General features: G+C 63.9%; 20 protein-coding genes and 1 pseudogene. All 21 read left to right on the forward strand.

Annotated elements, in window-relative coordinates; genetic code table 11:
- The 21 genes and pseudogenes from flgK to BMY68_RS00565 all read left to right on the forward strand — a co-directional run bounded on the left by flgK (position 1) and on the right by BMY68_RS00565 (position 26,336).
- A complete protein-coding gene (gene flgK / locus BMY68_RS00465; RefSeq protein WP_085530139.1) occupies positions 1-2,052 on the forward strand; it encodes a flagellar hook-associated protein FlgK in 2,052 nt (683 codons plus the stop codon).
- A gap of 13 nt (positions 2,053-2,065) precedes the next feature.
- The gene (locus BMY68_RS00470; protein ID WP_009042711.1) at positions 2,066-3,640 is read left to right on the forward strand and encodes a flagellar hook-associated protein 3; all 1,575 of its coding nucleotides are present in this window, start codon (positions 2,066-2,068) and stop codon (positions 3,638-3,640) included.
- 120 nt (positions 3,641-3,760) lie between these two features.
- Complete coding sequence (locus BMY68_RS00475) at positions 3,761-7,324, forward strand: glycosyltransferase (RefSeq protein WP_085530140.1); 3,564 nt, start codon at positions 3,761-3,763, stop codon at positions 7,322-7,324.
- Positions 7,325-7,629: 305 nt separating this feature from the next.
- On the forward strand, positions 7,630-8,403 hold the full coding sequence (gene rfbF / locus BMY68_RS00480; protein ID WP_009042713.1) for a glucose-1-phosphate cytidylyltransferase: 774 nt from the start codon (positions 7,630-7,632) through the stop codon (positions 8,401-8,403).
- Complete coding sequence (rfbG, locus tag BMY68_RS00485; protein ID WP_085530141.1) at positions 8,385-9,467, forward strand: CDP-glucose 4,6-dehydratase; 1,083 nt, start codon at positions 8,385-8,387, stop codon at positions 9,465-9,467. Before rfbF ends, rfbG begins: the two co-directional genes overlap by 19 nt.
- Positions 9,464-10,024 carry a dTDP-4-dehydrorhamnose 3,5-epimerase family protein gene (rfbC, locus tag BMY68_RS00490; RefSeq protein ID WP_085530142.1) on the forward strand — a complete coding sequence of 187 codons (561 nt, stop codon included), beginning with the start codon at positions 9,464-9,466 and terminating at the stop codon, positions 10,022-10,024. The genes rfbG and rfbC overlap by 4 nt, the downstream gene beginning before the upstream one ends.
- Positions 10,021-11,247, forward strand: a complete 1,227-nt coding sequence (locus tag BMY68_RS00495) for a class I SAM-dependent methyltransferase (protein ID WP_085530143.1) — start codon at positions 10,021-10,023, stop codon at positions 11,245-11,247. Before rfbC ends, BMY68_RS00495 begins: the two co-directional genes overlap by 4 nt.
- A 5-nt stretch (positions 11,248-11,252) precedes the next feature.
- Positions 11,253-12,110, forward strand: coding sequence for an NAD-dependent epimerase/dehydratase family protein (locus BMY68_RS00500; RefSeq protein ID WP_175534819.1), 858 nt, complete (start codon positions 11,253-11,255; stop codon positions 12,108-12,110).
- Positions 12,100-13,170 (forward strand): class I SAM-dependent methyltransferase, encoded by a 1,071-nt coding sequence (locus BMY68_RS00505; protein WP_009042718.1) that lies wholly within the window; start codon positions 12,100-12,102, stop codon positions 13,168-13,170. The genes BMY68_RS00500 and BMY68_RS00505 overlap by 11 nt, the downstream gene beginning before the upstream one ends.
- A gap of 19 nt (positions 13,171-13,189) precedes the next feature.
- Entirely contained in the window at positions 13,190-13,927 is a 738-nt protein-coding gene (locus BMY68_RS00510; RefSeq protein WP_085530145.1) for a cephalosporin hydroxylase family protein, read from the forward strand.
- A gap of 50 nt (positions 13,928-13,977) precedes the next feature.
- Positions 13,978-16,926, forward strand: a complete 2,949-nt coding sequence (locus BMY68_RS00515) for a TIGR00180 family glycosyltransferase (RefSeq protein ID WP_085530146.1) — start codon at positions 13,978-13,980, stop codon at positions 16,924-16,926.
- 30 nt (positions 16,927-16,956) lie between these two features.
- Complete coding sequence (pseB, locus tag BMY68_RS00520) at positions 16,957-17,958, forward strand: UDP-N-acetylglucosamine 4,6-dehydratase (inverting) (RefSeq protein WP_009042721.1); 1,002 nt, start codon at positions 16,957-16,959, stop codon at positions 17,956-17,958.
- The gene (pseC, locus tag BMY68_RS00525) at positions 17,955-19,127 is read left to right on the forward strand and encodes a UDP-4-amino-4,6-dideoxy-N-acetyl-beta-L-altrosamine transaminase (protein WP_085530147.1); all 1,173 of its coding nucleotides are present in this window, start codon (positions 17,955-17,957) and stop codon (positions 19,125-19,127) included. The genes pseB and pseC overlap by 4 nt, the downstream gene beginning before the upstream one ends.
- The gene (pseF, locus tag BMY68_RS00530; RefSeq protein WP_085530148.1) at positions 19,124-19,831 is read left to right on the forward strand and encodes a pseudaminic acid cytidylyltransferase; all 708 of its coding nucleotides are present in this window, start codon (positions 19,124-19,126) and stop codon (positions 19,829-19,831) included. The genes pseC and pseF overlap by 4 nt, the downstream gene beginning before the upstream one ends.
- Positions 19,828-20,868, forward strand: a pseudogene (pseG, locus tag BMY68_RS00535) (UDP-2,4-diacetamido-2,4,6-trideoxy-beta-L-altropyranose hydrolase); the annotation flags it as partial. The gene pseF and the pseudogene pseG, both read left to right, overlap by 4 nt.
- Positions 20,869-20,953: 85 nt before the next feature.
- Complete coding sequence (gene pseI / locus BMY68_RS00540) at positions 20,954-22,006, forward strand: pseudaminic acid synthase (RefSeq protein ID WP_085530150.1); 1,053 nt, start codon at positions 20,954-20,956, stop codon at positions 22,004-22,006.
- Between the two features lie 223 nt (positions 22,007-22,229).
- On the forward strand, positions 22,230-23,156 hold the full coding sequence (locus BMY68_RS00545) for a ketoacyl-ACP synthase III (RefSeq protein WP_009042726.1): 927 nt from the start codon (positions 22,230-22,232) through the stop codon (positions 23,154-23,156).
- A gap of 81 nt (positions 23,157-23,237) precedes the next feature.
- Positions 23,238-24,530: a motility associated factor glycosyltransferase family protein gene (locus BMY68_RS00550; protein WP_085530151.1), complete on the forward strand. Its 1,293-nt coding sequence runs from the start codon at positions 23,238-23,240 to the stop codon at positions 24,528-24,530.
- Complete coding sequence (locus BMY68_RS00555) at positions 24,527-24,796, forward strand: hypothetical protein (RefSeq protein ID WP_085530152.1); 270 nt, start codon at positions 24,527-24,529, stop codon at positions 24,794-24,796. The genes BMY68_RS00550 and BMY68_RS00555 overlap by 4 nt, the downstream gene beginning before the upstream one ends.
- 250 nt (positions 24,797-25,046) lie before the next feature.
- Positions 25,047-25,898, forward strand: coding sequence for a flagellin domain-containing protein (locus BMY68_RS00560; RefSeq protein ID WP_009042729.1), 852 nt, complete (start codon positions 25,047-25,049; stop codon positions 25,896-25,898).
- Positions 25,899-25,970: 72 nt separating this feature from the next.
- Positions 25,971-26,336, forward strand: coding sequence for a flagellar protein FlaG (locus BMY68_RS00565; protein WP_009042730.1), 366 nt, complete (start codon positions 25,971-25,973; stop codon positions 26,334-26,336).
- Positions 26,337-26,359 lie beyond the last annotated feature (23 nt).

The raw sequence follows: 26,359 nt of genomic DNA on the forward strand, positions 1-26,359 counted from the left end.
ATGAGTTTGCTCAATATCGGGATGTCGGGGCTGTCAGCCAGCCAAACGTCGTTGATGACCACGGGTAACAACATCGCCAACGCCGATACCGCCGGTTATTCGCGCCAGCAGACCGTGCAGGGCAGCAAGGCTTCGAACCAGTACGGCAATGTCTTCATCGGCAGCGGTACCACCCTGGCCGACGTGCGCCGGGTGTACAACAGCTACCTGGACGCCCAGCTGCAGACCACCACCTCGCTGAACAGCGATGCCGCCGCCTACCTGGGGCAGATCACTCCGGTGGACAAGCTGCTGTCGGACAGCGGCACCGGCATCACCGGCGCGCTGACCAAGTTCTTTGCCTCGATGCAGAACGTCAACGCCAAGCCGGCCGACGATGCTTCGCGCCAATTGCTGCTCAGCGATGCGCAAGCCCTGAGCAACCGCTTCAACTCGGTTTCCAGCCAGTTGAACGAGCAGAACGCCAATATCAACGGCAACCTGAGCAGCATGGCTGATCAGGTCAACAAGCTGGCGGCCACTGTCGCCCAGCTGAACCAGAAGATTTCCGAAGTCTCCAGCGGCGGCGGCATGCCCAACGACCTGCTCGACGCGCGCAACGAGACGCTGCGCCAGCTGTCGACCTTCGTCAAAGTGGATGTCTCGGAGCGCGGCTCGAGCGTCGACCTGTACCTGGGCAGCGGCCAGCCGCTGGTCGTGGGCAACACTTCCAGCAAGCTGGAAGTGGTTGCCGGCAAGACCGACCCGACCCGTTCCTCGCTGCAGCTCAATCGCGGCTCGAGCACTATCGATGTGACCTCGGTGGTCACCGGTGGCGAGATCGGCGGCCTGCTGCGTTATCGCAACGAGGTACTGGACCCGGCGATGAACGAACTGGGGCGCGTGGCCCTGGTGATCGCCGACCAGGTCAACAGCCAGCTCGGACAAGGCATCGACAAGAACGGCGAGTTCGGCGCGGCGCTGTTCAACAACATCAACAGTGCGGCCCTGATCAGCCAGCGCAGCATTGCCAACGGCAACAACAGCGCAGGCTCGGGCAACCTCGACGTGACCATCAAGGACACCGGCAAGCTGACCATCAGCGACTACCAGGTGACCTTCACCAGCGCCACCGACTACACGGTCAAGCGCTCCGACGGCACCAGCCTGGGCGCGTTCAGCACCACCACCACGCCGCCACCGGTGATCGACGGTTTCACCCTGAGCCTCAACGGCGGGGCGATGAGCGCCGGCGACAGTTTCAAGATCACCCCGACCCGTAACGCGGCGACCACTATCAAGACCGAGCTGACCGACGCCAAGCGCCTGGCCATCGCCGCGCCGCTGAATGCCGAGGTACTGCCGGGGGCCACCGGTTCGCTGAGCATTCCGGGCCTGCCGACAGTCAAGCCGGCGCTGGACATCTACAACTCGGCCGCCAAAACCGAGATGCAGACCGCGATCAAGAACTCGGTGCCGGTCAAGCTGGTCTTCGACGCCCCCGCGGGCGGTAGCCAGGGCTACAAGTACTATGATGCCAAGGGCACGTTGATGGGCACCGGTTCGATCGTCCCGGGGCAGAACAACACCCTGAACCTGCAGATCAAGATGGTCGATGCCAGCGGCAACCCGATCACCGACGGCGGCACACCGCCGGTACAGAAAACCTTCACCGTAGAAATGAGCGTCGCCGGCTCGCCGAAGGAAGGCGAAGGGCTGAACGTCAAGTTCAACGGCGCCGGTTCCACCGACAACCGCAACGGTACCGCCCTGGCGGGCCTGCAGAGCAAGCAGACGGTGGATACCGGTTCGGCCAGCAAGGGCATCACCCTGGTCGACGCCTACGGCAAGCTGGTGGAGAACGTCGGTGCCAAGGCCAGCCAGGGCAAGCTCGACAGCGCGGCCACCGAGACGATCCTGGCCAACGCCAAGGGCGCGCGGGATTCGTTGTCCGGGGTCGACCTGGATCAAGAGACCGGCAACCTGGTCAAGTACCAGCAGTACTACACCGCGTCCTCGCAGATCATCAAGGCGGCGCAGGAAACCTTCGCCACCCTGATCAACAGCCTTTAAGGAGTCGTAGTCCATGCGTATTTCCACCGCCCAGTTTTACGAGTCCTCGGCTGCCAACTACCAGAAGAACTTCGCCAATGCGGTCAAGAGCAGCGAAGAGGCCAGCAGCCTGGTTCGCGTCAACACCGCGGCCGATGATCCGGTAGGCGCCTCGCGCCTGCTGCAACTGGGCCAGCAGGCTTCGCTGTTGAGCCAGTACTCGGCCAACACCACCTCGATCAAGGCGTCCCTGGGCCAGGCCGAATCGGTCCTGACCAGCATCACCAACGTTCTGGCGCGTGCCCAGGAACTGGCGACCGGCGCGGGCAGCGCCGGTTACACCGACGCCGACCGCAAGGCCAACGCCGCCGAGCTGGCGCAGATCGAAGAGCAGCTGTTGAGCCTGATGAATACCCAGGATGAAAACGGCAAGTACATCTTTGCCGGTTCCCAGGGCGACACCGTGCCGTTCACCCGCAACTCCGACGGCACCTACAGCTACAACGGCGACCAGACCACGCTGAACCTGCCGGTGGGCGACACCATGTCCATGGCCACCAATACCACCGGCTGGGCCGCCTTCCAGCAAGCCATCAACACCAGCCGCAGCCAGGTCAGCATGACCGCCCCGGCGGTGGATGATGGCCGGGTGACGCTGTCCAACGGCCAGGTGTCTTCGAATCCGAAGTACAACAGCGAGTTCCGCAGCGGCGAGCCGTACACCATCAGCTTCCTCAGCAGCACTCAGTTCAAGATCACCGACAGCGCCGGCAACGACGTGACGTCCGAGGCCAGCCAGAATGGCTCCTTCAGCTCCAGCAAGGGCGCCGAGGCACAGACCGTCAGTTTCCGTGGCGTCGATCTGCGCCTGAGCATCAACCTGAAACCCGGCGATGCCACCCCCCCGAACACGGAGATCGCCGGTCACAGCTTCACCCTGGCGGCCAAGCCTGACTCCTTCAACGTCTCGCGTAGCCCGGGCAACCCGTCGACCGCGGTGGTGACCGGTGCCAGCGTCAGCAACAGCAACGCCTACAACGCCAGCTTCCCGAGCGGCGGTGCGATCCTCAAGTTCACCAGCGCCACCGACTACGAGTTGTATGCGTCGCCGTTGACCGCCGACAGCAAGCCGGTCTCCACCGGCACCATGGCCGGCTCCACTGCCACGGCGTCTGGCGTGGGCTTCACCTTCAGCGGTACGCCGGCGGCGGGCGACCAGTATGTGGTGGCGGTCAACAACCACCAGACCCAGAACGTCCTCGACACCATCAGCCAACTGCGTACGGTGCTGGATACACCGACCAACGGTGATCCGATCGCCATCCAGAAACTCAACGCGGGGTTGCAGGCGGGGATGGCCAACCTGGCCAGCGGCGCCAACCAGGTGGCGAGCGCGGTCAGTGATATCGGTGGTCGTGGGTCGGCGCTGGATATCCAGAACGAGACCAACCTGAGCCTGAGCGCCGCCAATACCCAGACCCAGTCGGCAATCCGCGATTCCGACCCGGCCGAGGTGTTGACCCGCCTGACCCTGCAACAGACCATGCTGCAAGCCTCGCAACTGGCCTTCAGCAAGATTACCCAGCTGGGCCTGTTCAACAAGGTCTGAGCCTGAGCCCGGTCGCGCTCCTGTGAGCGCGGCCGCACCGCCGAGCCGCCAACCGTCTTCATTAAGCGGTTCCGCGGCCCGCCTGACCAGGCCGGGCCCGCCGCTCGAGAGTTTCCCGTCGTGAATCAACGCCCGCTAGTCAGCATCGTCATCCCTGCCTTCAATCCGCGCTTCTTCAGCCAGGCGTTCGAGAGTGCGCTGGCCCAGACCTGGGAGCGGATCGAAATCGTCATCTGCGACGACTCGGCTGGCGATGAGATCCGTGAGGCGGTCGAGGCCATCGCCGAGCCGCCCCATCCGGTGCGTTATCTGCGCAATCCGCAGTGCCTGGGCATGCAGAAAAACCTGCTGCGCTGTGTCGAAGAGGCGCGGGGCGAACTGATCAAGATCCTCTGCGACGATGACCGTCTGTTCGCTCCCTGCATTGCCATGCAGGCGCAGGTGTTGGCCGATCACCCCGAGATCAATCTGGTCTGCGGTTTGCGGGTGTTGAGCGACGCCGGCAATTTCATTCTGCCGCCGCGGGTCGAGAATGCCCGGCTGTCGCCGAACGACGCGATGCTCAAGGGCGACGACATGCTGGCGATCCTCGAGAGCACGCCACGCCACTTCCTCGGTAATTTCAGTTCGACCCTGATGCGCCGTGTCGACGTGCTGGAGCTGTTGCCAGCCCTGACGCAAGAGGGCGCAGGCTTCCTCGCGCTGTTGGATCTGGCGCTGTTCGTGTGCCTGATGCGGCGTGGCAACCTGGCGCTGCTCAATACCGTGCTGAGCACCGAGCGCCTGTACCCGGAGCGTCTGAGCAAGCAGCCGCAAGTGCAGCGCGTGGCGAAACTTGAATGGGACTGGCTGGCGCAGATGCTCGCTGCGCGCAGCGGCGAGTCGGCCCCGGCGGAGGGCTGGGTACGCTATGTGGACCTGGAGAACATGGCGCAGCCCGGCTGGCAGTGGGACGAGCTGTGCGTGACCCGGGTACTGGGCAACCGCAGTACGGTGGTCAATGGCCGGGTCGGCGGCGAGAGTGAAAGTTACGCCGAGTTCTACAAGGAGTGGTTGGCGATCCGGCGTTTTACCGACACCGAGAAACGCCACCTGCCACAGCGCATCGCCAGCTGGCCGACACGTCCGCAGATCGTGCCCGTCGTGATCGACGTGGACGCCGATAGCGTGGCCCTGGAGTCGACCCTGCAGAGCCTGGCGCGGCAGCTGTATGCGCCGCAGGCGATCCTGGTCCTGTCCGATGCCGAGTGCGCGGAGCACGAACGCGTGCTGCAACTGCCGCTGGAGGCGCAGTGGCCACAGCAGCTCAATGCGCTGGTGCCGCAGCTGGAAGGTTGCCACTGGTTTTACTTGCTGCGCGCGGGTGACACCTTGAAGGAGTCGGCGCTGCTGATCCTTGCCGAACGCATTGCCGCGAGCCCGGGCGCGCTGTGCGTCTACAGCGACGAAGGCGCGCTGGTCAAAGGCGAGTCCAGCGACCCGGTGTTCAAGCCTGATTTCAACCTCGACCTGATGCGCGGTTACCCCTACGTCGGCCGGACGCTGGCATTCGAGCGCCAGCGCTTTCTGACCCTGGGCGGTTTCGATCCGGCCTTCGGCGAGCTGGCCCCTCATGACCTGCTGTGGCGCCTGGTGGAAGAGGCGGGGCCGCAGACCATCGAACATATTGCAGAAATCCAGGTCGAGAGCCCGTTCAATTTCGCCGACTGGCTGTCGCTGCCGGCAGTGATCGAGGGCAACGCCGGCCTGGTCGGTGCGCATCTGGACAGAATCGGCGTCGAGCACCGCATCCGCCACGACGAATTGCCGCTGCTCAACCACATCGACTACCTGTTCCCGCAGCGGCCGCTGGTGTCGATCATCATCCAGGCTGGCGATTCACTGGCGGCTTTGCAGCGCTGCACCGAAAGCCTGATCGAAAAGACCTCCTACAGCCATTACGAGATCCTGATCGTCGACAGCGGCAGCCGCGACCCGGCCATGGCCGCGTGGCTGGAGGCCATGGCGCAGCTCGGTGCCGACATGTTGCGGGTGTTGCCGTTTGCCGGCCGCGGCACTGCGGCGGCGGTCCGTAATTACGCGGCGCAACAGGCGCGCGGCGAATACCTGCTGTTGCTCGACGCCAATGCCTTGATCTGCTCCGGCGACTGGCTGGACGAACTGCTCAACCACGCCCGGCGCCCGGAGGTGGGGGTGGTGGGCGCGCGAATACTCGGGCCGGACGGCTCGATCGTGCACGCCGGGTTGATCCTCGGCCTGGCTGGAGCCGCCAGTTCGCCGTTCCATGGCGAGGCCGCCAGCGCCCGCGGTTACATGCAGCGCTTGCAAGTGCCGCAGAGCTGGAGCGCGGTCAGCGGCGACTGCCTGCTGGTGCGCAAGGAGGTATTCGACAGTGTCGGCGGGCTGGATGAGGTCAACTATTCCCAGGGCCTGAGTGATGTCGACCTGTGCCTGCGGATCAATCGCGACGGTTACCTGGTGGTCTGGACGCCTCATGCCAGCCTGGTGTTGATTCCGGCCGAGACGGCGCCAGCGGAGCCCGAAGCGCTGGAGGCGCTGGAAGACACGTTCTACCGCAGCTGGATGCCTCAGGTCGCCCGTGACCCGGCCTACAACCCGGCCCTGAGCCTGGGTTACTCAAGCTTCAGCCTGGAAGTGGGGTTGCGCGATAACTGGAATCCGTTCTCGACCCGGGCCTTGCCGCTGGTGCTCGGCTTGCCGGTGAACAACATGGCGGTGGGTCATTACCGGGTGATCGCGCCGTTGACGGCGCTGGAAGAGGAGGGACGGCTGATCGGTCGAGTGGCCCACGAGTCCCCGGCGAACGTGGAAATCGAGCGCTTGTCCCCCGATTCGATCATCTTGCAGTGCCGCTACAGCGACGGCGCGGTGAGCGATATCCAGCGCATGAAAAAGTACTCCAGTGCCCTGCGGGTCTTCGAGCTGGACGACTACGTGGTCAGTGCGCCGAAGAAAAACAGCCACGCGCGCAACATACCGCTCAATACCGAAGCCCTGCTGCGCCAGGGCATCGCCCTGTGCGACCGGGTGGTGGTCACCACCCAGCCGCTGGCCGATGCGCTGTCGGGCATGCACAGCGACATCCGGATCGTGCCGAACATGCTGCCGGTCGACCCCTGGGGCAGCCTGACCAGCCGCCGTGGTACCTCAAGCAAGCCGCGGGTGGGCTGGGGAGGGGGGACCAGCCACACCGGCGACCTGGAAGTCATCGCCGAGGTGGTGCGCGAACTGGCCAATGAAGTCGAATGGGTGTTCTTCGGCATGTGCCCGGACGAACTGCGGCCGTATGTCCACGAGTTCCACGCCTTGATCAGCCTGCAGGCTTACCCGTACAGGCTGGCCAGCCTCAACCTCGACCTGGCCCTGGCGCCGCTGGAGTTCCACATCTTCAACGACTGCAAGAGCAACCTGCGGCTCCTGGAGTACGGGGCTTGCGGTTACCCGGTGATCTGCACCGACACCGCGGCCTATCGCGGCTACCTGCCGTGTACCAAGGTCGTCAGCAACAGCACCCGGGAATGGATCGAAGCGATCCGCATGCACCTGGCCGATCCCGCTGCCAGCTACCGCATGGGCGATGCGCTGCGCGAGCACGTGCTGCGCGATTACATGTTGCGGGGCAATAACCTGAATCTGTGGATGAAGGGCTGGTTGCCGGACTGACAGGGTCTGCGGGGACAAAAAAGCCAGGCTTTCGATGCCTGGCTTTTTTATGACGGTTATCCCGGTTTTTTTGCTGCTCAAGCCTACGATCCGTTGCGTTACCCGCTCTGATTCACGACGCCGAGGTCATGCGTCAGCCCCGCCAGGAGCTGGCGCGTTTCCTGCAAGCCCCCCTCGATATCGCCATAAAACGAGCGTTTCCGCTGAAAGGAAGGCGCCGCCAAGGGCACAAGGTTTTATCCAGAAGGTCCGCAAAAAGCTCGCTGCAGCTTGGCAGGGCCCTGTGAGGAACAAGAGGGGAGACGATGAAGGCAGTTATTTTGGCGGGTGGCCTGGGCACGCGCATCAGCGAAGAGTCCCATCTCAAGCCCAAGCCGATGATCGAGATCGGCGGCAAGCCAATTCTCTGGCACATCATGAAGCAGTACTCGGCCCACGGTATTCACGACTTCGTGATCTGCCTGGGCTACAAGGGGTACGCGATCAAGGACTTCTTCGCCAACTACTTCCTGCACACCTCCGACGTCACCTTCGACATGCGGGAAAACCGCATGGACGTTCACCAGAACTACAGCGAGCCCTGGCGCGTGACCCTGATCGACACCGGTGAGGAAACCATGACCGGCGGCCGTCTGCGCCGGGCCGGGCGCTACCTGGAGAACGAAGAAGCCTTCTGCTTTACCTACGGCGACGGCGTTTCCGACCTGAATATCGGCGCCCTGGTGGACTTCCACCTGGCCCATGGCAAGCACGCGACCGTCACGGCGGTGCAGCCGCCCGGTCGTTACGGCGCCCTGGAGCGCGACGGCGACAGCGTCCTGGGCTTTACCGAAAAGCCTCGCGGTGACGGTGGCTGGATCAATGGCGGTTTCTTTGTCTTGTCGCCCAAGGTGTTGCCGCTGCTGACGGCCGACGACACGGTGTGGGAAGCCGGCCCGCTGGCCACCCTGGCCCGGCAAGGCCAGTTGCATGCCTTCCAGCACGACGGCTTCTGGCATCCGATGGACACCCTGCGTGACAAGAACCACCTGGAGCAACTCTGGCAGAGCGGGGAGGCCCCATGGAAGCAATGGGCCTGAGCGCGCAATTCTGGCGTGGCAAGCGGGTTTTGCTGACCGGCCACACCGGTTTCAAGGGCAGCTGGCTGACCCTGTGGCTGCACAGCCTGGGGGCCGAAGTCAGTGGCTTCTCCCTGGACCCTGCGACCGAGCCGAGCCTGTTCGAGCTGGCGCGGGTCGCCGAGGGTATCAACGACCAGCGCGGCGACCTGCGCGACCTTGGCGCCTTGCTGGAACTGATCGCCGAGATACAGCCGGAAATCGTCCTGCACCTGGCGGCTCAGCCGCTGGTGCGCGAAGGCTATCGCGACCCGCTGGGTACTTACTCCAGCAACGTGATGGGCACCCTCAACCTGCTGGAAGCGATCCGTCAGGTCGGTGGCGTGCGTGCCTGCGTGCTGGTGACCACCGACAAGGTCTACGCCAATCAGGAATGGCTGTGGCCGTACCGTGAAAACGAAGCCCTGGGCGGGCATGACCCCTACAGCAGCAGCAAGGCGTGCTGCGAGTTGCTGGCGCAGTCCTATGCCGCTTCATTCTTCCCGGTCGAGCGTCATGCCGAGCATGGCCTGGCCCTGGCCACGGCGCGCGCCGGCAACGTGTTGGGCGGTGGCGACTTTGCTCCTGAACGGTTGATCCCCGATGTGCTCAAGGCCTGGTCGGCCGACGAGCCGGTAACCCTGCGTTATCCGCAGGCGGTGCGCCCATGGCAGCACGCCCTGGAGCCACTGGCCGGCTACCTGCAACTGGCCGCCGGCCTCTACGAACAAGGGCCGCGGTTCGCCGGGGCCTGGAACTTCGGGCCAAGCGAAGCGGACATGTGCAGCGTCGGCGAAGTGGTCGAGTTGCTGGCCGCGCGCTGGCCGGCCGCCCCCGGGCTGCGGATCGAACCGAGCGAGCTGCACGAAGCCGGCCTGTTGCGCCTGGACAGCAGCCGCGCACGCCAGCTGCTGGCCTGGCAACCGCGCTGGTCGCTGCAGCAATGCCTGGCGCAGACCCTGGACTGGCACCTGGCCTGGCAGCGTGGCGACGATATGCGCGCCGTCACCCTGGACCAGTTGAACCTCTATCGGGGGGCGCTGTGAGCGAGTTCCTGCTACACGCCTTGCCGCTGGACGGCCTGTTCAGTGTCCAGCACAAGCGCCATGAGGATCAGCGCGGGCAGTTCTCCCGTCTGTTCTGCGAAGGCAGCCTGAGCGCCTTCGGCCAGCCGTTCCATATCCGCCAGATCAACCATTCCTGCACCCGTTTACGCGGCAGCGTGCGCGGCCTGCATTACCAGACCGCGGCGCGCCCGGAAGCCAAGCTGATCACCTGCCTGCGCGGCGAAGTCTGGGATGTGGCGGTGGACCTGCGCCAGGGCTCGCCGACCTTCCTGCAGTGGCACGCCGAGCACCTGCGCGCCGGCGACGGCCGCAGCCTGCTGCTGCCAGCCGGGTTCGCCCACGGTTTCCAGGCCCTGAGCGACGACGCCGAGCTGCTGTACCTGCACAGCGCCGATTACGCCCCGGAGCATGAGGCCGGGCTGTCGGTGCTCGACCCGCGCCTGGCGATAAGCTGGCCGCTGCCTGTCAATAATCTGTCGGCCAGGGATGAGCGTCATCCCTGGCTCGATGCCGAGTTCGCTGGAGTGCGTTTATGAACTGCCGCGGTTGTGGCACCCCGCTGCGTCTGCCCCTGATCGACCTGGGCACCTCGCCGCCGTCCAACGCCTACCTACGCGCCGAACAGCTCGAGCAGGCCGAGCAGTGGGTGCCGCTGAAAGTCCTGGTGTGCCAGGCCTGCTGGCTGGTGCAGACCGAGGACTACACCCGCGCCGACAGCCTGTTCGATGCCGACTACGCGTATTTCAGTTCCTTCTCCAGCACCTGGCTCAAGCATGCCGAGCGCTACGTGTCCGAGATGGTCGAGCGTTTTGCGTTAGGGACCGACAGCCGTGTGGTGGAAGTCGCCGCCAACGACGGTTACCTGTTGCAGTACGTGGCCGCTCGCGGGATCAAATGCCTGGGCGTCGAGCCGACCCGCAGCACCGCGCAAGCCGCGCGGGAAAAAGGCCTGGAGATTCGTGAGCTGTTCTTCGGTCGCGACACCGCCGCGCAGTTGAAAAACCAAGGCTGGGCCGCCGACCTGATGGCCGCCAACAATGTGCTGGCCCATGTGCCGGACATCAACGATTTCCTTGGCGGTTTCGCGACGCTGCTCAAGCCGACCGGCGTGGCCACCTTCGAATTCCCGCAACTGCTGACGCTGATGGCCGGCGCGCAGTTCGACACGCTCTATCACGAACACTATTCCTATCTGTCGCTGACCGCGGTGCAGGCACTGTGCGAGCGCAACGGCCTGGAAGTCTTCGACGTCTGCCAGCTGCCGACCCATGGCGGTTCGCTGCGGGTTTTCGTCCAGCGCAAGGACGGCGAACGCCGCGCCGTGCAACCGGCGGTGCAGCAGCAGTTGCAAACCGAGTTCGACGCGGGCGTGAAGACCCCCGAGTACTACGCAACCCTGGCGCCGGCCGCCGAGCGCATCAAGCATGAGCTGCTGCGCTTCCTGCTCCAGGCCAAGGCCGAAGGCAAGCGCGTGGTGGGTTACGGCGCCGCGGCCAAGGGCAACACTTTGCTCAATTACGCCGGGATCAAGCCGGACCTGCTGGCCTGGGTTGCCGACGCCAGCCCGCACAAGCAGGGCAAGTTCCTGCCCGGCAGTCGAATTCCGGTAGTCGCGCCCGAGCGTATCGACAGCGAGCGCCCGGACTATGTGCTGGTGCTGCCGTGGAACCTGCTGTCGGAAGTCAGCGAGCAACTGGCCCACGTTCGCCAGTGGGGCGGGAGTTTCGTGATCGCCGTGCCCGAGTTGAAGCTGCTGTGAGTGGCCTGAAGGTACTGGTCACCGGGGCCAGCGGGTTTGTCGGCCGGCATCTGGTCGCCGCCTTGCTGGCCCGCGGCTGCCAGGTGCGGGCGCTGGCCCGTGACCCACAAAAGCTGGCCGCCATGCCCTGGGCTGGAGCGGTGGAGCGGGTGGCCGCGGACGTGCATGCCGCCGACACCGATATCGCCGCCCTGGTCGAGGGCGTCGATGCCCTGGCGCACCTGGCCTGGCCGGGGCTGCCGAATTACAAGGCGCTGTTCCACTTCGAGCACAACCTGATGGCCGACTACCGGTTCATCAAGGCCGCGGTCGAGGCGGGCGTGCCCCAGGTCATGATCACCGGCACCTGTTTCGAATACGGTATGCAGAGCGGTCCGCTCGACGAGCAGACGCCGGCGCAGCCGAGCAATCCCTATGGGTTGGCCAAGCACAGCCTGCGGCTGTTCCTGGAAAACCTGCAGCAGCAACTGCCGTTCACCCTGCAATGGGCGCGGCTGTTCTACCTGCATGGCGCCGGGCAGAACCCCAACAGCTTGCTGGCCGCCCTGGACCGGGCGATCGACGCCGGCGATGCGGTGTTCGACATGTCCGCCGGCGAACAGCTGCGCGATTACCTGGCCATCGAAGACGCCGCCGCCAGCCTGGCGGCGTTGCTGCAACGGCGGGATTTTTCCGGGGTGGTCAACTGTTCCAGCGGCCAGCCGATATCGGTTCGTGCGCTGGTCGAGCGACGGGTACGCGAGCGTGGCTCGATGATCCGCCTGAACCTGGGGCATTACCCCTATCCCGCCCACGAGCCCATGGCGTTCTGGGGGGCGAACCAGCGCCTGCAACAACTATTGGGAGCCGAACATGGGGCATGAGTTGTATCGGGTCATGGACCTGCCGGTGCTGCAGAATCGCACCTTCGCCGACGCGCAGAGCGCCAGGGCGTCGGCCTGTGCCGACATGGTGCTGGTGCAGGACGAGGAGAGCGGCCTGATCTTCAACCAGGCCTTCGACCCCGACAAGCTGAGCTACGACAGCGACTACCAGAACGAGCAGGCGCACTCGGCGCAGTTCCAGCGTCACCTGCTGGATGTCGAGGGCATCATCGCCCGGCATTTCAAGGGCCGCGAGCTGATCGAGGTCGGTTGCGGCAAGGGCTATTTCCTTGAGCTGCTGCGTGAGCGGGGCTACCGCATCACCGGCATCGACCCGGCCTACGAAGGCGATAACGCCGATGTGATCAAGGCGCCCTTTACCTCTGGCCTGGGCCTGTCGGCCGATGCCGTGGTGTTGCGCCATGTGCTGGAGCATATCGCCGACCCGCGGGCGTTCCTGGCACAGATGGCCGAGGCCAACCGGGGCGGGCAGATCTACATCGAAGTGCCGTGCTTCGACTGGATCGTCGAGCATCGCGCCTGGTTCGACGTGTTCTACGAGCACGTCAACTACTTCCGCCTGGACGACCTGCGCCGGATGTTCGGCAGTGTGCACGAAGCCGGCCACCTGTTCGGCGGCCAATACCTGTACGTGGTGGCCGACCTCGGCACCTTGCGCGAGCCCGGCGAGACGCCGGTCGAGCGCCTGGAGATGCCGCTGGATTTCACCGCCAGCCTCGAGCGCGCCAAGCAGATCATCCAGGCCCAACCCGAGGCGGGCTCGGCGATCTGGGGCGCGTCTTCCAAGGGCGTGATCTATTCGCTGTTCCTGCAGCGCGCGGGCGTTTCGGTGGACCAGGTGGTGGATATCAATCCGGCCAAGCAGGGCCGTTACCTGCCCCTGAGCGGCGCCCGCGTGTCGTCCCCCGAAGAGGCCATGGCGACCTTGCCCGAGGGCGCCCAGCTGTTTGTGATGAATTCCAACTATCTCGACGAAATCAAGCGCATGACCGATGGGCGTTATGTCTATCACGCGGTCGACAGCGCTTGGTTCAAATGACGTTTATTGAGACCCGACCATGACCGACAACAGCATCATCCAAGCCTTCGAAGCCGAGTGTCAGGAGCAGATCCGCGCCCAGGGCGAAGATCAGAAACTCAAGGGCCTGGCGCGCGATTTCTTCAACGAGTCCGCCGGCCACAAGTACAGCTATCACTTCTCCTGGATGGGCCGCCCGATCATCCAGCTGCCCCAGGACATGATGGCCATGCAGGAGATCATCTGGCGGGTCAAGCCGGACCTGGTGATCGAATGCGGCATCGCCCACGGTGGCTCGATCATCTACTACGCCTCGCTGCTCGAACTGCAGGGCCACGGCGAAGTGCTGGGCATCGACCTGGATATCCGCGCGCATAACCGCGAAGCCATCGAAAGCCATCCGATGAGCAAGCGCATTTCGATGATCGAAGGCTCGAGCATCGATCCGGCGATTGCTGAGCAGGTGCGTGCGGCGGTCGCGGGCAAGAAAGTCATCCTGGTCCTGGACTCCAACCACACCCACGAGCACGTGCTCGAGGAGCTGCGTTTGTACGCGCCGCTGGTGTCGGTGGACAGCTACTGCGTGGTGATGGACACCGTGGTCGAGGACATGCCGGCGGACTTCTTCCCGGACCGCCCATGGGGCCCGGGCGACAACCCGAAAACCGCGGTCTGGGCCTATCTGGAAGAGAACCGCGACTTCGAGATCGACTACCAGATGCAGAACAAGCTGCTGATCACCGTGGCGCCGGATGGCTATCTGCGTCGCGTTCGTTGAATTCAATGGTTTGCAGGTAACAGCACTTTGCCGGTTGTGGGGAAACACTGATGCAGGTTCAAGACAAGGCTCAAAACACTAGCGCACCGTTGAGCGAGCGTTTCACGCTGGTGGTGATGTCCCACAATCGCAAGGCGTTCTTGCGCCGCACCTTGCAGTACTACAGCACCTACCCCTGCAAGATCCTGGTGCTGGATTCTTCGCAGCACGCCGACGAAAGCCTGGCCGGGCAGTTCCCCCAGGTCGACTACCGGCATCTGCCGCAGTACACCTACAAGGGCCTGCAGGACAAGCTCACCTACGGTGTCGGGCAGGTGACCACGCCGTACATGGTATTTGCCGCCGACGACGACTTCCTGCTGCATGGCGCGCTGACCGAGTCGGTGGAGTTTCTCGAAGCCAACCCCGACTACGGCCTGTGCCATGGCTACGGGATGATGTACCTGGCCCGCGCCGCCGAGGTGAACTACTACCGGCGCGATTGCCGGGTGATCGAGGACTACGCCTCGGCAGATGCCGGCGAGCGGGTCATGGCGTTCATGAGCCATTTCCTGCCGCCGTTCTACGCGGTGACCCGCACCGACCTGCTGCAACAGTGGTACAGCCTGCTGCCGCCGGGGACCAGTTTCGAATGGCAGGAAATCGGCCACACCTTCTTCCTGCTGGCCTCGGCCAAGGCGCGGATCCTGCCGATCCCGTTCGCCGTGCGCGAAGTCAACTACAACGCCTCGGAGCACAACACCGATGTGTTGACGGTGCTGACCTACGGCGACGCCAAGTCGGTGGCCCAGCGCGAGGCGTTCGCCGGCTTCCTGGCGTCGTTGCCCACCGGCTTGAGCGGCCTGGACCCACAGCGGGCCAAACAGGTTGCCCTGGACAGCTTCACGGCCATGGCCGAGTGCCTGCTCAGCGGGCGCTCGCTCAACGGCAAGATGATTTTCCGTTCGGCTTGGCTTGAGCCGGGGGCCGAGCCGGTGCGTTCGTTCGGCCCGGAACAGTTCGTCGAGATGCCGTTCTACAACAAGCCGATGTTCGACCTGTTGACCGAATTCGAATTCCTCATGCATGGGATGCCGGCCGGCCGCCTGCAACTGCAGGAACTCGAAGGCGTGTTGCTCAAGCAGCAGGAGTTGATGCAGATACAACCCAACGACACCGAGCGTACCCTGCGCAGCCGCCTGTGGGAGGCGCTGTCGTGCAACCTGTTCAACCTTGAGGTGGTCCAGCGTCTGGCGGCCTCGCTGCAGGCTTGCGAGGGGCAGGACCTGCAGGAGCAGAACGATGCCCGCAAATTGCAGGCCTGGGCCGAGCGCCTGGCGTCGCTGCCTTTCCAGGACAGCCCGGGGCTGCTGGAGAACATGCCTTCGGGGCGCCTGCTGAAGTGGCTGGAGGCGCGCAACCCCGAGGCGCAGCAGCTCAAGGCGATCAACGAGCACCTGGCCCGGCACAACGGTGGCCCGAGCTTCGGCATCCTGCTGCTCGACCTCGACGCGGACATGGTCAAGCTGCAGGCGACCTTCGACAGCCTGGTCAACGGCCATTGCCGGTCTTTCCAGGTGGTGGTCTTCACCACGGGCGACCTGCCGGCGACCACCACCGCCCAGGACACCGTGCATTTCGTCAAGGTCAGCACCAGCAACTATGTGGAGCGCATCAACCAGGTCGCGGCGCAATCCTCCCGTGACTGGTTGCTCCTGGCCCGTGCCGGCGAGCGTTTTACCGCCAGCGGCCTGCTGCGCACGAGCCTGGAACTGCTCGGCGCGCAAGGGTGCCGCGCGGTGGCCATGGACGAAATCCACTACGGCGCCGATGGCGCGCTGAAGGATGTGTTCCGCCCGGGCGTCAACCTCGACCTGCTGCAAAGCGTGCCGGACCTGATGGCCGGCCACTGGCTGATTCGCCGGGATGTGCTGGCGGCTGCCGGTGGTTATTCGACGGCCTTTCCACAAGCCATGGAATACGACCTGCTGCTGCGCCTGATCGAAGACGGCGGGCTGGCCGGCCTGGCCCATCTGGCCGAGCCGCTGTTGATCGGCCAGGCCGCGGAGGTGGAGGAGAACACCCAACAAAGCCAGGCGTTGACCCGCCATCTGGGCAACCGTGGCTACCGGGCCCAGGTCAGCGCGGCGCAGCCTGGGGTTTACCAGATCAACTACGGCCATGCCGAGCGTCCGCTGGCCTCGATCATCCTGCGCAGCGAGGACAACCTTGAGCAGCTGCAGCGTTGCCTGGTCAGCGTGCTGCAACGCACGCGCTACCAACGCTACGAAGTGATCATCGCCGACAACCATAGCCAGTCCGAAGAGTTGGCCAGCTGGCTCGCCAGCCTGGAGCAGAAGGGCGATCGTATCCGCGTGCTGCGCAGCCCGCGGCGCCTGAGCGCCTCGGCGCTGTACAACGCGGCGAGCCAGGAGGCCCGGGGCGAATACCTGGTGCTGCTGGCGGCCGACGGCGAAGTGGTCAATGCCGACTGGATGGAGAGCCTGCTCAATCAGGCGCAGCGGCCGGAGGTGGGGATTGTCGGCGCGCGCCTGGTCGACGCCAAGGGCGCGACCACCTCGGCTGGCCTGGTTCTCGGGTTGAACGGGCATCTGGGCGCGGCGTTCGCCGGTGAGCCGAAAGGCGCCAGCGGCTACCTGAACGGCTTGCTCGCCGAGCAGGACTATTCGGCGGTCTCCGGCGCCTGCCTGATGATTCGCAAGGACGTCTACAACGCCGTCGGTGGCCTGGACGAAGAACACTTCGCCGAGGCATTCGCTGATGTCGACCTGTGCCTGAAAGTGGCCGATGCCGGGCTGCTGACGGTCTGGACCCCGCAGGTGCAGATCCTCCATCCGGGCATCCTGGCGGACGATACCCAGGTCGCGGCGGCGCTGCGTGACAAATGGCAGGCGCGCTTCGAACACGATGTAACTTACAACCAGAACCTGAGCCGGACCGGCAAGGGCTTCACTCCTGGCGCTCCTGCCAGTGTCGACTGGGCGCAACTGCTCGCATAAGCCTGGCTGACAGGAAAAAGGACTCAAGACATGTTCAACGGCAAATCGATTTTCATCTCTGGCGGCACCGGCTCGTTCGGGCGCAATTTCATCCGGCGCCTGCTGGAGCAATACCAGCCCAAGCGGGTGGTGGTGTTCTCCCGCGATGAACTGAAACAGTACGAAATGCAGCAGACCTTCAATGCGCCCTGCATGCGTTATTTCCTTGGCGACGTGCGTGACGCCGAGCGTCTGCGCCAGGCCATGCGCGGGATCGACTATGTGGTGCACGCTGCGGCCCTGAAACAGGTGCCGGCGGCGGAATACAACCCCACCGAGTGCATCCGCACCAACGTCAACGGCGCGGAAAACATCATCGCCGCGGCCATCGACAACGGCGTGAAGAAAGTCATCGCCCTGTCCACCGACAAAGCGGCGAGCCCGGTCAACCTGTACGGCGCGACCAAGCTGCTGTCGGACAAACTGTTCGTCGCGGCGAACAATATCGCCGGCGACCAGCCGACCCGTTTTGCCGTGGTGCGCTACGGCAACGTGGCCGGCTCCCGGGGTTCGGTGGTGCCGTTTTTCAGCCAGCTGATCGCCGAAGGCGCCCGCGAGTTGCCGATCACCGACGCGCGCATGACCCGTTTCTGGATCACCCTGGATCACGGGGTGCAGTTCGTGCTCGACAGCTTCTCGCGCATGCATGGCGGAGAGGTCTTCGTGCCGAAGATTCCGTCGATCCGGATCGTCGACCTGGCGCGCGGCATGGCGCAAAACCTGCCGCACAAGCAGGTGGGCATTCGTCCGGGGGAAAAACTCCACGAGCTGATGGTGCCGCTGGATGACGCGCGCATGACCCTGGAGTTCACCGATCACTACACCATCCAGCCGTCGATCCGCTTTACCAACGTCAATGTCGACTTTGCCGTGGACGGCCTGGGCGAACAGGGGCGGCCGGTGGGCGAGGCGTTCGAATACCGCTCCGACACCAATCCGCATTTTCTCTCGGTGGGCCAGATCGCCGAGCTGCATGCCAGGTTGCCGGCATGATTCCCTACGGGCGCCAGAGTCTCGACCAGGCGGACATCGATGCGGTGGTCGCGGTGCTGCGGTCCGACTGGCTGACCCAGGGGCCGACCATCGAACGCTTCGAGCAGGCCATGGCCGCTCGCTGCGAGGCCGGCCATGGCGTGGCGGTGTGCAATGCCACGGCGGCCTTGCACATCGCCTGCCTGGCCGCCGGCCTGGGGCCGGGAGACCGGCTGTGGACCACGCCCAATACCTTCCTCGCCTCGGCCAACTGCGGACGTTATTGCGGCGCCGAGGTGGACTTCGTCGATATCGACCCGCACACCTGGAACATGGATGCCCGGGCGTTGGCGCACAAGCTCGAGGCCGCCGAGCGCACGGGCAGACTGCCCAAGGTGGTGGTGGCGGTGGCGTTTTCCGGGCAAAGCTGCGACATGCGCGCCATGGCGCAACTGGCGCAGCGTTATGGCTTCGTGCTGATCGAGGATGCCTCCCACGCGGTGGGCGCGTCCTATGCCGGGCGGCCGGTGGGCTGCGGCGAATTCGCGGCGATGACGGTGTTCAGCTTTCATCCGGTGAAAATCATCACCAGCGCCGAGGGCGGCATGGTCCTGACCAACAGCCCGCAACTGGCGGACCATCTGCGCCGCTTGCGCAGCCACGGCATGACGCGCGACCCGGCGCAAATGACCGAGCCCAGCCACGGCCCCTGGTACTACCAGCAGACCGAGCTGGGTTTCAATTACCGCATCACCGATCTGCAGGCGGCCCTGGGCTTGTCCCAGCTGGACAAGCTCGACGCTTTCATTGCCCGGCGCCGGCAACTGGCGGCTCGTTATGACCGCCTGCTGGCCGATCTGCCGCTGACCCTGCCGCAGGCTCAGGAGCAGGCGCAGTCGGCCTGGCATCTGTACGTGGTGCGCCTGCAGCCCGAGCGCATCCGCCGCACCCATCGCGAGGTGTTCGAGGCATTGCGCGAGGCCGGGGTCGGGGTCAATCTGCATTACATCCCGGTGCATCTGCAGCCGTATTACCGCGACCTGGGATTTGCCGCGGGGGATTTCCCCGAGGCCGAGCGCTACTACGGCGAAGCCATCAGCCTGCCGCTGTTTCCGGCGCTGGACGATGAGCAGCAGACGTATGTGGCCGAGCAATTGCGCCAGCTTATCCAGGAGCCCGCCCAGCCTTGAGTGCCATCGCGATCATTCCCGCCCGTGGCGGCAGCAAACGCATAGCGCGCAAGAACCTCAAGCCGTTCGACGGCGTGCCGATGATTGCCCGCTCGATTGCCACGGCGCTGCGCTGCGGGTTGTTCGATCAGGTGCTGGTCAGTACCGACGACCCGGAGATCGCCGAGCTGGCCAGGGCCAGCGGCGCCACGGTGCCATTCATGCGTCCGGCCGAGCTGGCGGACGATTTCACCGGCACCGGGCCGGTGATCGTGCATGCCTTGAATGCGTTGCGCGAGCGTGGCGAGACCTTCGATTACACCTGCTGCATTTACGCCACCGCGCCCTTGTTGCAACTGCGCTACCTGCGCCAGGGCTTGGCGGCGCTGGAGGCCCATCCTGAAAAGTCCTTCGCCTTTTCCGTGTGCAGCTTCGCTTTTCCGGTGCAGCGCGCCCTGACCCTGGACGAGCAGGGCGCGTTGACTTCGCTTTATCCGGAGTTTCGCAACACGCGCTCCCAGGACCTGCCGCCGGCCTATCAGGACGCCGGGCAGTTCTATTGGGGGCGCAGCGAGGCCTGGTTGCGCGGCGACCTGGTGTTTTCCCCGCTCAGCCTGCCGGTGATCCTGCCACGCCATCTGGTCCAGGACATCGACACCGAGGAGGACTGGCTGCGTGCGGAGTATCTGTACGCGGCGCTGAAAGCCGGTGGAGAACTGGAGTGAGAGTGCTGATCCGGGCCGACGCCTCGCCGGCCATTGGCAGCGGCCATATCGCCCGCTGCCTGACCCTGGCCAGGGCCTTGCGCGAGCAGGGCGCCACAGTGGCGTTCGCCTGCCGAAGCTTGCCCGGGCAGCCATTGGACCGCCTGGCCGGACTGGGTTTCCAGACGTTCGTCCTGCCGGCGAGTTATCCGGGTGAATGCGCGCAGGACATCGAGGCGCCGCTGCCCTGGCAGGCGGATATCGCCGCCTTGCGGGCAGCGTTGCAGGATCAGCCGCGATTCGATTGGGTGCTGGTCGATCACTATGGCCTCGACCGGCAGTGGCAGCAGGCGGCGCGGCAATGGGCGCCGCGGATTGCCGCCATCGATGACCTGGCCAACCGGCGGCACGGGGTCGATCTGTTGCTCGACCAGAACTTCAGCGGCACGCCCCAGGCCTATGCCGGCCTGATCGACGCCGAGTGCCGGACGCTGCTGGGGCCGCACTTCGCCTTGCTGCGCGAGGAGTTCCGTTGTCCGCCGATCGCCATTCGCGAGCGAGCGAGTAGGGTGCTGGTGAATTTCGGCGGCTTCGATGCGGCCAGCCAGACCCACAAGGCGATGCTGGCCTTGAGTGCGTTCGACGACCTGCAGGTGGATTTTGTCGCCGGGGCCGGTAACCCGGCCTGGGCGCAGATGCAGGAACTGGCGGCTGGTCGTGGGCATTGGCGTTTGCACGCTTATGTCAGCGACTTTTCCCGCTTGATGGCCGAGGCCGACCTGTTTATCGGTGCCGGCGGCGGCACCAGCTGGGAGCGCGCCGCCCTGGGCCTGCCGACCCTGTGCATCAGCGTGGCCGGCAATCAAGAGGCCAATGCCCGGCTGCTGGCCGAGGCGGGCATGCATGTCTATCTAGGGGCCAGCGAGCAGGTGAGTATCGAACAGATCCGCCAGGCGGTCGCGGCGCTCGTTGGCGATTACCCGTTGCGCCAGAGCCTGGCGCAGCGCTCCCGGCAGCTGGTGGACGGGCAGGGTGCATCGCGGGTGGCGGCGGCCCTGTTCGAGATGACCGGCAATCCATTGCGCCGTGCCGGAGATGATCTGGGCACTGATGAATTTACGCGTGAATCGAAGGAAAACCCCAATGACTAGTTTCAAGATCGGCTCGCGCTCGATCGGCGCCGGCTCACCGCCATTCATCATTGCCGAGATGAGCGGCAACCATAACCAGTCGCTGGACGTTGCCCTGCAGATAGTCGAGGCCGCGGCCAAGGCCGGCGCCCATGCCCTGAAGTTGCAGACCTATACCGCCGACACCATGACCCTGGACCTGGAGCATGGCGAGTTCTTCATCAAGGATCCGGCCAGTCTCTGGGCCGGCTCTTCGCTGTATGCCCTGTATGAAAAGGCCCACACCCCCTGGCAGTGGCACGCGCCGATCTTCGCCCGCGCCAGGGAACTGGGGATGCTGGCGTTCTCCACGCCGTTCGATGAGAGCGCGGTGGACTTTCTCGAAAGCCTCGACGTGCCGGCCTACAAGATCGCCAGTTTCGAAAACACTGACCTGCCGCTGATCCGTCGGGTGGCGGCCACCGGCAAGCCGCTGATCATCTCCACCGGCATGGCCAGCATCGCCGAGCTGGACGAAAGCGTGCGCGCCGCCCGGGAGGCCGGCTGCAAGGATCTGGTGCTGCTCAAGTGCACCAGCACCTACCCGGCTTCGCCGGAAAACAGCAATATCCTGACCATTCCCCATCTGCGCGAGCTGTTCGGCTGCGAGGTCGGTTTGTCCGACCACTCCATGGGCGTCGGGGTTTCCGTGGCCGCCGTGGCGCTGGGCGCCACTGTGGTGGAGAAACACTTCACCCTCGACCGCGCCGCCGGCGGGGTGGATGCGAGTTTTTCCCTGGAACCGGCGGAGCTGCACAGCCTGGTGGTGGAAACCGAACGTGCCTGGCAGGCCCTGGGCCAGGTGCGTTACGGCGCGACCGAGGCCGAGCGGCAGTCGGTGTTGTACCGCCGTTCCCTCTATGTCACCCGCGATATGGCGGCGGGGGAGGTGTTCAGCCGCGATAACGTCAGGGCCATTCGTCCGGGCCTGGGGCTGGCCCCCAAGCACATCGACGCGGTCCTCGGGCGTTGCGCGCGCCAGGCCCTCAAGCGCGGGACCGCACTGGATTGGGCATTTGTCGAATAGCCGTTTGTATGGCTGATTCGGCAAAATAGCGTGACCTGCGAGTCATAACGCGCATCTTCACTGTATTGTATTGACCGGGGAGATGGCGCCTGGCCGGTAAACGGCGCAGTGATAGCCTTTTATTCTTCCCGCTGTCGCCTGTCAGGGGCGCCAGGATGTCTGTTTGTCGGCAGCCCCGGTCCGGTGGTCGGGGTATTCAGCTGTTTATTATTGGGAAGCCGTAATGATTGGCATAAAGAGCATTGCGAGCTACGTGCCTGTAGCCGGCGTAGACAATTACGCACAAGGTGCAAAATTCGAGAAGGATGAAGAGTTCATCCTGGGCAAGATCGGTTCGGCCTTCCTGCCGCGCAAAGACGCCACGCAGGAAACCTCGGACCTGTGTGTCGAAGCAGTCAATGCGCTGTTCGCCAACAACCCGCAACTGTCGCGCGAGTCGATCGACGCGCTGATCGTCGTCACCCAGAACGGCGACGAAGAAGGCTTGCCGCACACCGCCGCCATCGTCCAGGACAAGCTGGGCCTGCCGACCCACGTCGCGGCCTTCGATATTTCCCTGGGCTGCTCCGGTTATGTCTATGGCATCTACGCGCTCAAGGGCTTCATGGAAGCCGCGGGCCTGAAGAACGGCCTGCTGGTCACCGCCGACCCTTACTCGAAGATCGTCGATCCGCAAGACCGCAACACCACCATGCTGTTCGGCGATGCGGCGACTGCTACCTGGATGGGCGAAGACGCTCCCTGGCAGCTGGGCAAGGCCAAATTCGGTACCGACGGTTCCGGCGCTCCGCACCTGAAAGTCACCGATGGCGTGTTTTTCATGAATGGCCGCCAGGTGTTCAACTTTGCCCTGCTGAAAGTCCCGGCGCATTTGAATGAGCTGCTGGATGAGTCCGGCCTGAAGGCAGAGCAGATCGATGCGTTCTGTATCCACCAGGGCAGTGCGGCGATCGTCGATGCCGTGGCGCGCCGTTTCGAAGGCGAGCCGGAGAAGTTCATCAAGGACATGGTCGAGACCGGTAATACCGTATCGTCGAGCATTCCGCTGCTGCTGGAAAAGCACGTGCTCGAGTCGAAGTGGCAACGTGTGGCCCTGAGTGGTTTTGGTGTGGGGCTGTCCTGGGGCTCGGCGATTATCTATCGCCCATGAGTTGATCCCGCGGCATCCAAAAATAGCGCCCAGGGTGTACCCTGAGCGCTATTTTTTTTGCATGAAGATAGGCGAGACAGCATGAGCGAAAGCTTCGAGGGCAATGCCCAGGCAATACAGGCTCGCTGGCCGCGACTGCTCGAGCGGTTGCTGGCGGAGGACAGTGCTGCGTTGCAGGCGGATCTGGTCGAAGGCCTGGGTTCGACCTTGAGTATTTCCGGCATTCAGCTCACCAGCCGCCACGATCGCACGGCGGAAGCACGAACCCAGGCGGCGAGCCTGCCGGCCGACAGCCCGGTGATCCATCTGTACGGTACCGGCTTGGGCGACTTGCAGCAGATACTGCTGGAAAACCCGGCATTGCAACGCTTGCAGGTGCACATCCTGAACGGCGCGGTGTTTGCGCTGGTGCTGCAATTGCTCGATCAGCAGGCCTGGTTGAACGATCCTCGAGTGGAACTGAGTTATGCCGGCGATCTGACGGAAATCCAGCTGCCATTCTTCGCCTTGCCCTCCGAGCTGGTGCTGGCGGATGACTACAACGCCAAGATCCGCGATCGCCTGGTCAGTGAGGTGCACCTGGCCTTCAATAACCGCGACTTCGTGGCCGATTCCCCGGAGGTCGCCCAACGCCTGCAAGCGAGTGCCGAGCTGGTGGCCAGCGACAGTGACGTGGCGCAGCTGTTCGGTAGCCAGCCGGGGCGCGAGATCTTTGTGATTGCCACCGGGCCGAGCCTGGAGCGGCATTTCGAACGCTTGCGCGAGATTCGCGCCCAGGCCCGGCGGCCTCTGTTTATCTGTGTCGATACCGCCTACCGGCCGTTGCTCAAACAGGGGATCGAGCCGGATATCGTGGTCAGCATCGATCACCGGATTTCCAGCCTGCACCTGCCACCAGAAAAATCGGCAGCCATCACCCTGGTCTATCTGCCGATGGTCGATCCGCAGATTCTGGCGCTCTGGCAGGGACCGCGTTACGTGGGGTATTCCGCCAGCCCGATTTACACGCGGATGCGCGGGCAATTGCCCAAGGCGCAGTTGTATGTCGGCGGCAGCGTGATCCATCCCGCGGTGGACCTGGCGGTAAAAATGGGCGCCGAGCAGGTCACCTTGTTCGGTGCCGACTTTGCCTTCCCGATGAACAAGACGCATGCCGGCTGGCTCGACGGTGAGCTGGGGCCGCAGCTGGGCGCGGCCCGGCACTGGGTGCTGGACGGGCATGGCCAGCGGGTCAGGACCCAACTCAATTTCCGCAGTTACCTGTGCGAGCTGGAGCGTTTTATCGCCGGTCATCCGCGGGTGCGCTTCTATAACAGCAGTCGGGACGGGGCGATGATTGCCGGGACGACCTACCATCCGGAGTTCAGCCAATGAGCGCGATCGAAGGGCTGATCGTCCGCTTGCAGCAATGCGCCGAGGACTTTCGCCTGGGGCACGATGTCGAGACGGCCGTGACCATGGTCCAGTTGATGGGGGCGATCCAGCCGCTGATCGATACCGCGCCGCCAGAGCAGCGCCAGGACTGGGAGACATTGCTTGGCCTGATGTTCGAATGTCAGCAAGGGCAAAACTGGCTGGCCCTGGCCGACTACCTGCAATACGAATGCGTTGAAGTGCTGCGTTCCTTCTCTGCTGGCTGAAACATTCCCTGCCTGCCCGGGCGATCTCCGCGCCCGGGTCTTTTCCGGCATTTTCCTGGCGCCATTTTTCCACGGTTTGAAAACGCCGAGCCCTTGATTTACGAGGGGTGGCACGCTGATGGCAAATTTTTTTGAAAATCCCCTAAAGCAACTTGCATTGCCGACGATAACTATTACGAAGGTTCTCTAGGCCATACCCGGCGGTTGCCAGGGCCGGAAGCCGCAGTACCCAACCAACGAGGAATTCGTCATGGCTTTAACAGTAAACACTAACGTCACATCGTTGAACGTTCAGAAGAACCTGAACCGCGCTTCCGACGCTCTGTCGACTTCGATGACTCGCCTGTCTTCCGGCCTGAAAATCAACAGTGCAAAAGACGACGCCGCCGGCCTGCAAATCGCTACCCGTATGACTTCGCAGATCCGCGGTCAGACCATGGCGATCAAAAACGCCAACGACGGTATCTCCATCGCTCAGACCGCTGAAGGCGCTCTGCAGGAATCCACCAACATCCTGCAACGTATGCGTGAACTGGCTGTTCAAGCACGAAACGACTCGAACGGCACCGCTGACCGTGTTGCACTGAACAAAGAATTCGCTTCGATGTCGGACGAGCTGACTCGTATCGCCCAGTCGACCAACCTGAACGGCAAGAACCTGATCGATGGTTCCGCTGGCACCATGACCTTCCAGGTCGGTTCCAACACTGGTGCTACCAACCAGATCACCATCGCCCTGGCCACCGGCTTCGACGCTACTACCCTGGCTGTCAACTCCGGCGCCATCGCCATTACCGGTAACAGCAGCGCCACTGCTGAAGCCAGCTCCAAGGCTTCGATCGATGCAATCGACAAGGCTCTGTCGACCATCAACGCCAGCCGTGCTGACCTGGGTGCTGCACAAAACCGTCTGACCAGCACCATCTCCAACCTGCAGAACATCAACGAAAACGCCAGTGCTGCACTGGGTCGCGTACAAGATACCGACTTCGCTGCTGAAACTGCGCAGATGACCAAGCAGCAAACTCTGCAACAAGCTTCCACCGCAGTTCTGGCCCAGGCCAACCAACTGCCGTCCGCTGTACTGAAACTGCTTCAGTAATAGCTGGCTAAGCTTTGGCGGGGGAGTGCGCTGGTCGTGCTCTCTCGCTTTTTACTTTAAGAGGTGATGGACATGGATATGAGCGTGAAGCTGAACTTGTCTTATCCAGCGGCCAAGCCGGCAGCATCTGTTGCTGACAAGCCTGTGGAGAAGCCTCAAGCGGACGTTGTGGCGCTGCCGACTGTCAAGGAAGAGAGTAAGGGCGGGCAAACCGAGCGGGACAAACTGAAAATGGCCATTCAGGAAATTGAAAAGTTTGTGCAATCGGTCAAGCGTAACCTGGAATTCTCGATCGACGAGCCTTCTGGCAAGGTCGTCGTCAAGGTCATTGCCAGTGACTCCGGTGAGGTGATCCGTCAGATCCCCAACGAAGAAGTCCTGAAGTTGGCCAATAGTTTGAATGATGCGAGCAGCCTGTTGTTCAGCGCTAAAGTCTGACAGCTGGCATGAAATTTGTTGCT

Source organism: Pseudomonas sp. NFACC41-3, assembly GCF_900109505.1.
GTDB classification, from domain to species: Bacteria; Pseudomonadota; Gammaproteobacteria; order Pseudomonadales; family Pseudomonadaceae; genus Aquipseudomonas; species Aquipseudomonas chlororaphis.

Bases quoted from the DNA above. Each gene is read 5' to 3' on its own strand.
- BMY68_RS00505 (WP_009042718.1), top strand. From the start codon at position 12,100: ATGGGGCATGAGTTGTATCGGGTCATGGACCTGCCGGTGCTGCAGAAT.
- BMY68_RS00495 (WP_085530143.1), top strand. From the start codon at position 10,021: ATGAACTGCCGCGGTTGTGGCACCCCGCTGCGTCTGCCCCTGATCGAC.
- BMY68_RS00550 (WP_085530151.1), top strand. From the start codon at position 23,238: ATGAGCGAAAGCTTCGAGGGCAATGCCCAGGCAATACAGGCTCGCTGG.
- rfbG (WP_085530141.1), top strand. From the start codon at position 8,385: ATGGAAGCAATGGGCCTGAGCGCGCAATTCTGGCGTGGCAAGCGGGTT.
- BMY68_RS00515 (WP_085530146.1), top strand. From the start codon at position 13,978: ATGCAGGTTCAAGACAAGGCTCAAAACACTAGCGCACCGTTGAGCGAG.
- BMY68_RS00555 (WP_085530152.1), top strand. From the start codon at position 24,527: ATGAGCGCGATCGAAGGGCTGATCGTCCGCTTGCAGCAATGCGCCGAG.
- pseB (WP_009042721.1), top strand. From the start codon at position 16,957: ATGTTCAACGGCAAATCGATTTTCATCTCTGGCGGCACCGGCTCGTTC.
- rfbF (WP_009042713.1), top strand. From the start codon at position 7,630: ATGAAGGCAGTTATTTTGGCGGGTGGCCTGGGCACGCGCATCAGCGAA.
- BMY68_RS00545 (WP_009042726.1), top strand. From the start codon at position 22,230: ATGATTGGCATAAAGAGCATTGCGAGCTACGTGCCTGTAGCCGGCGTA.
- BMY68_RS00470 (WP_009042711.1), top strand. From the start codon at position 2,066: ATGCGTATTTCCACCGCCCAGTTTTACGAGTCCTCGGCTGCCAACTAC.
- BMY68_RS00560 (WP_009042729.1), top strand. From the start codon at position 25,047: ATGGCTTTAACAGTAAACACTAACGTCACATCGTTGAACGTTCAGAAG.
- pseC (WP_085530147.1), top strand. From the start codon at position 17,955: ATGATTCCCTACGGGCGCCAGAGTCTCGACCAGGCGGACATCGATGCG.
- BMY68_RS00510 (WP_085530145.1), top strand. From the start codon at position 13,190: ATGACCGACAACAGCATCATCCAAGCCTTCGAAGCCGAGTGTCAGGAG.
- BMY68_RS00565 (WP_009042730.1), top strand. From the start codon at position 25,971: ATGGATATGAGCGTGAAGCTGAACTTGTCTTATCCAGCGGCCAAGCCG.
- flgK (WP_085530139.1), top strand. From the start codon at position 1: ATGAGTTTGCTCAATATCGGGATGTCGGGGCTGTCAGCCAGCCAAACG.
- pseI (WP_085530150.1), top strand. From the start codon at position 20,954: ATGACTAGTTTCAAGATCGGCTCGCGCTCGATCGGCGCCGGCTCACCG.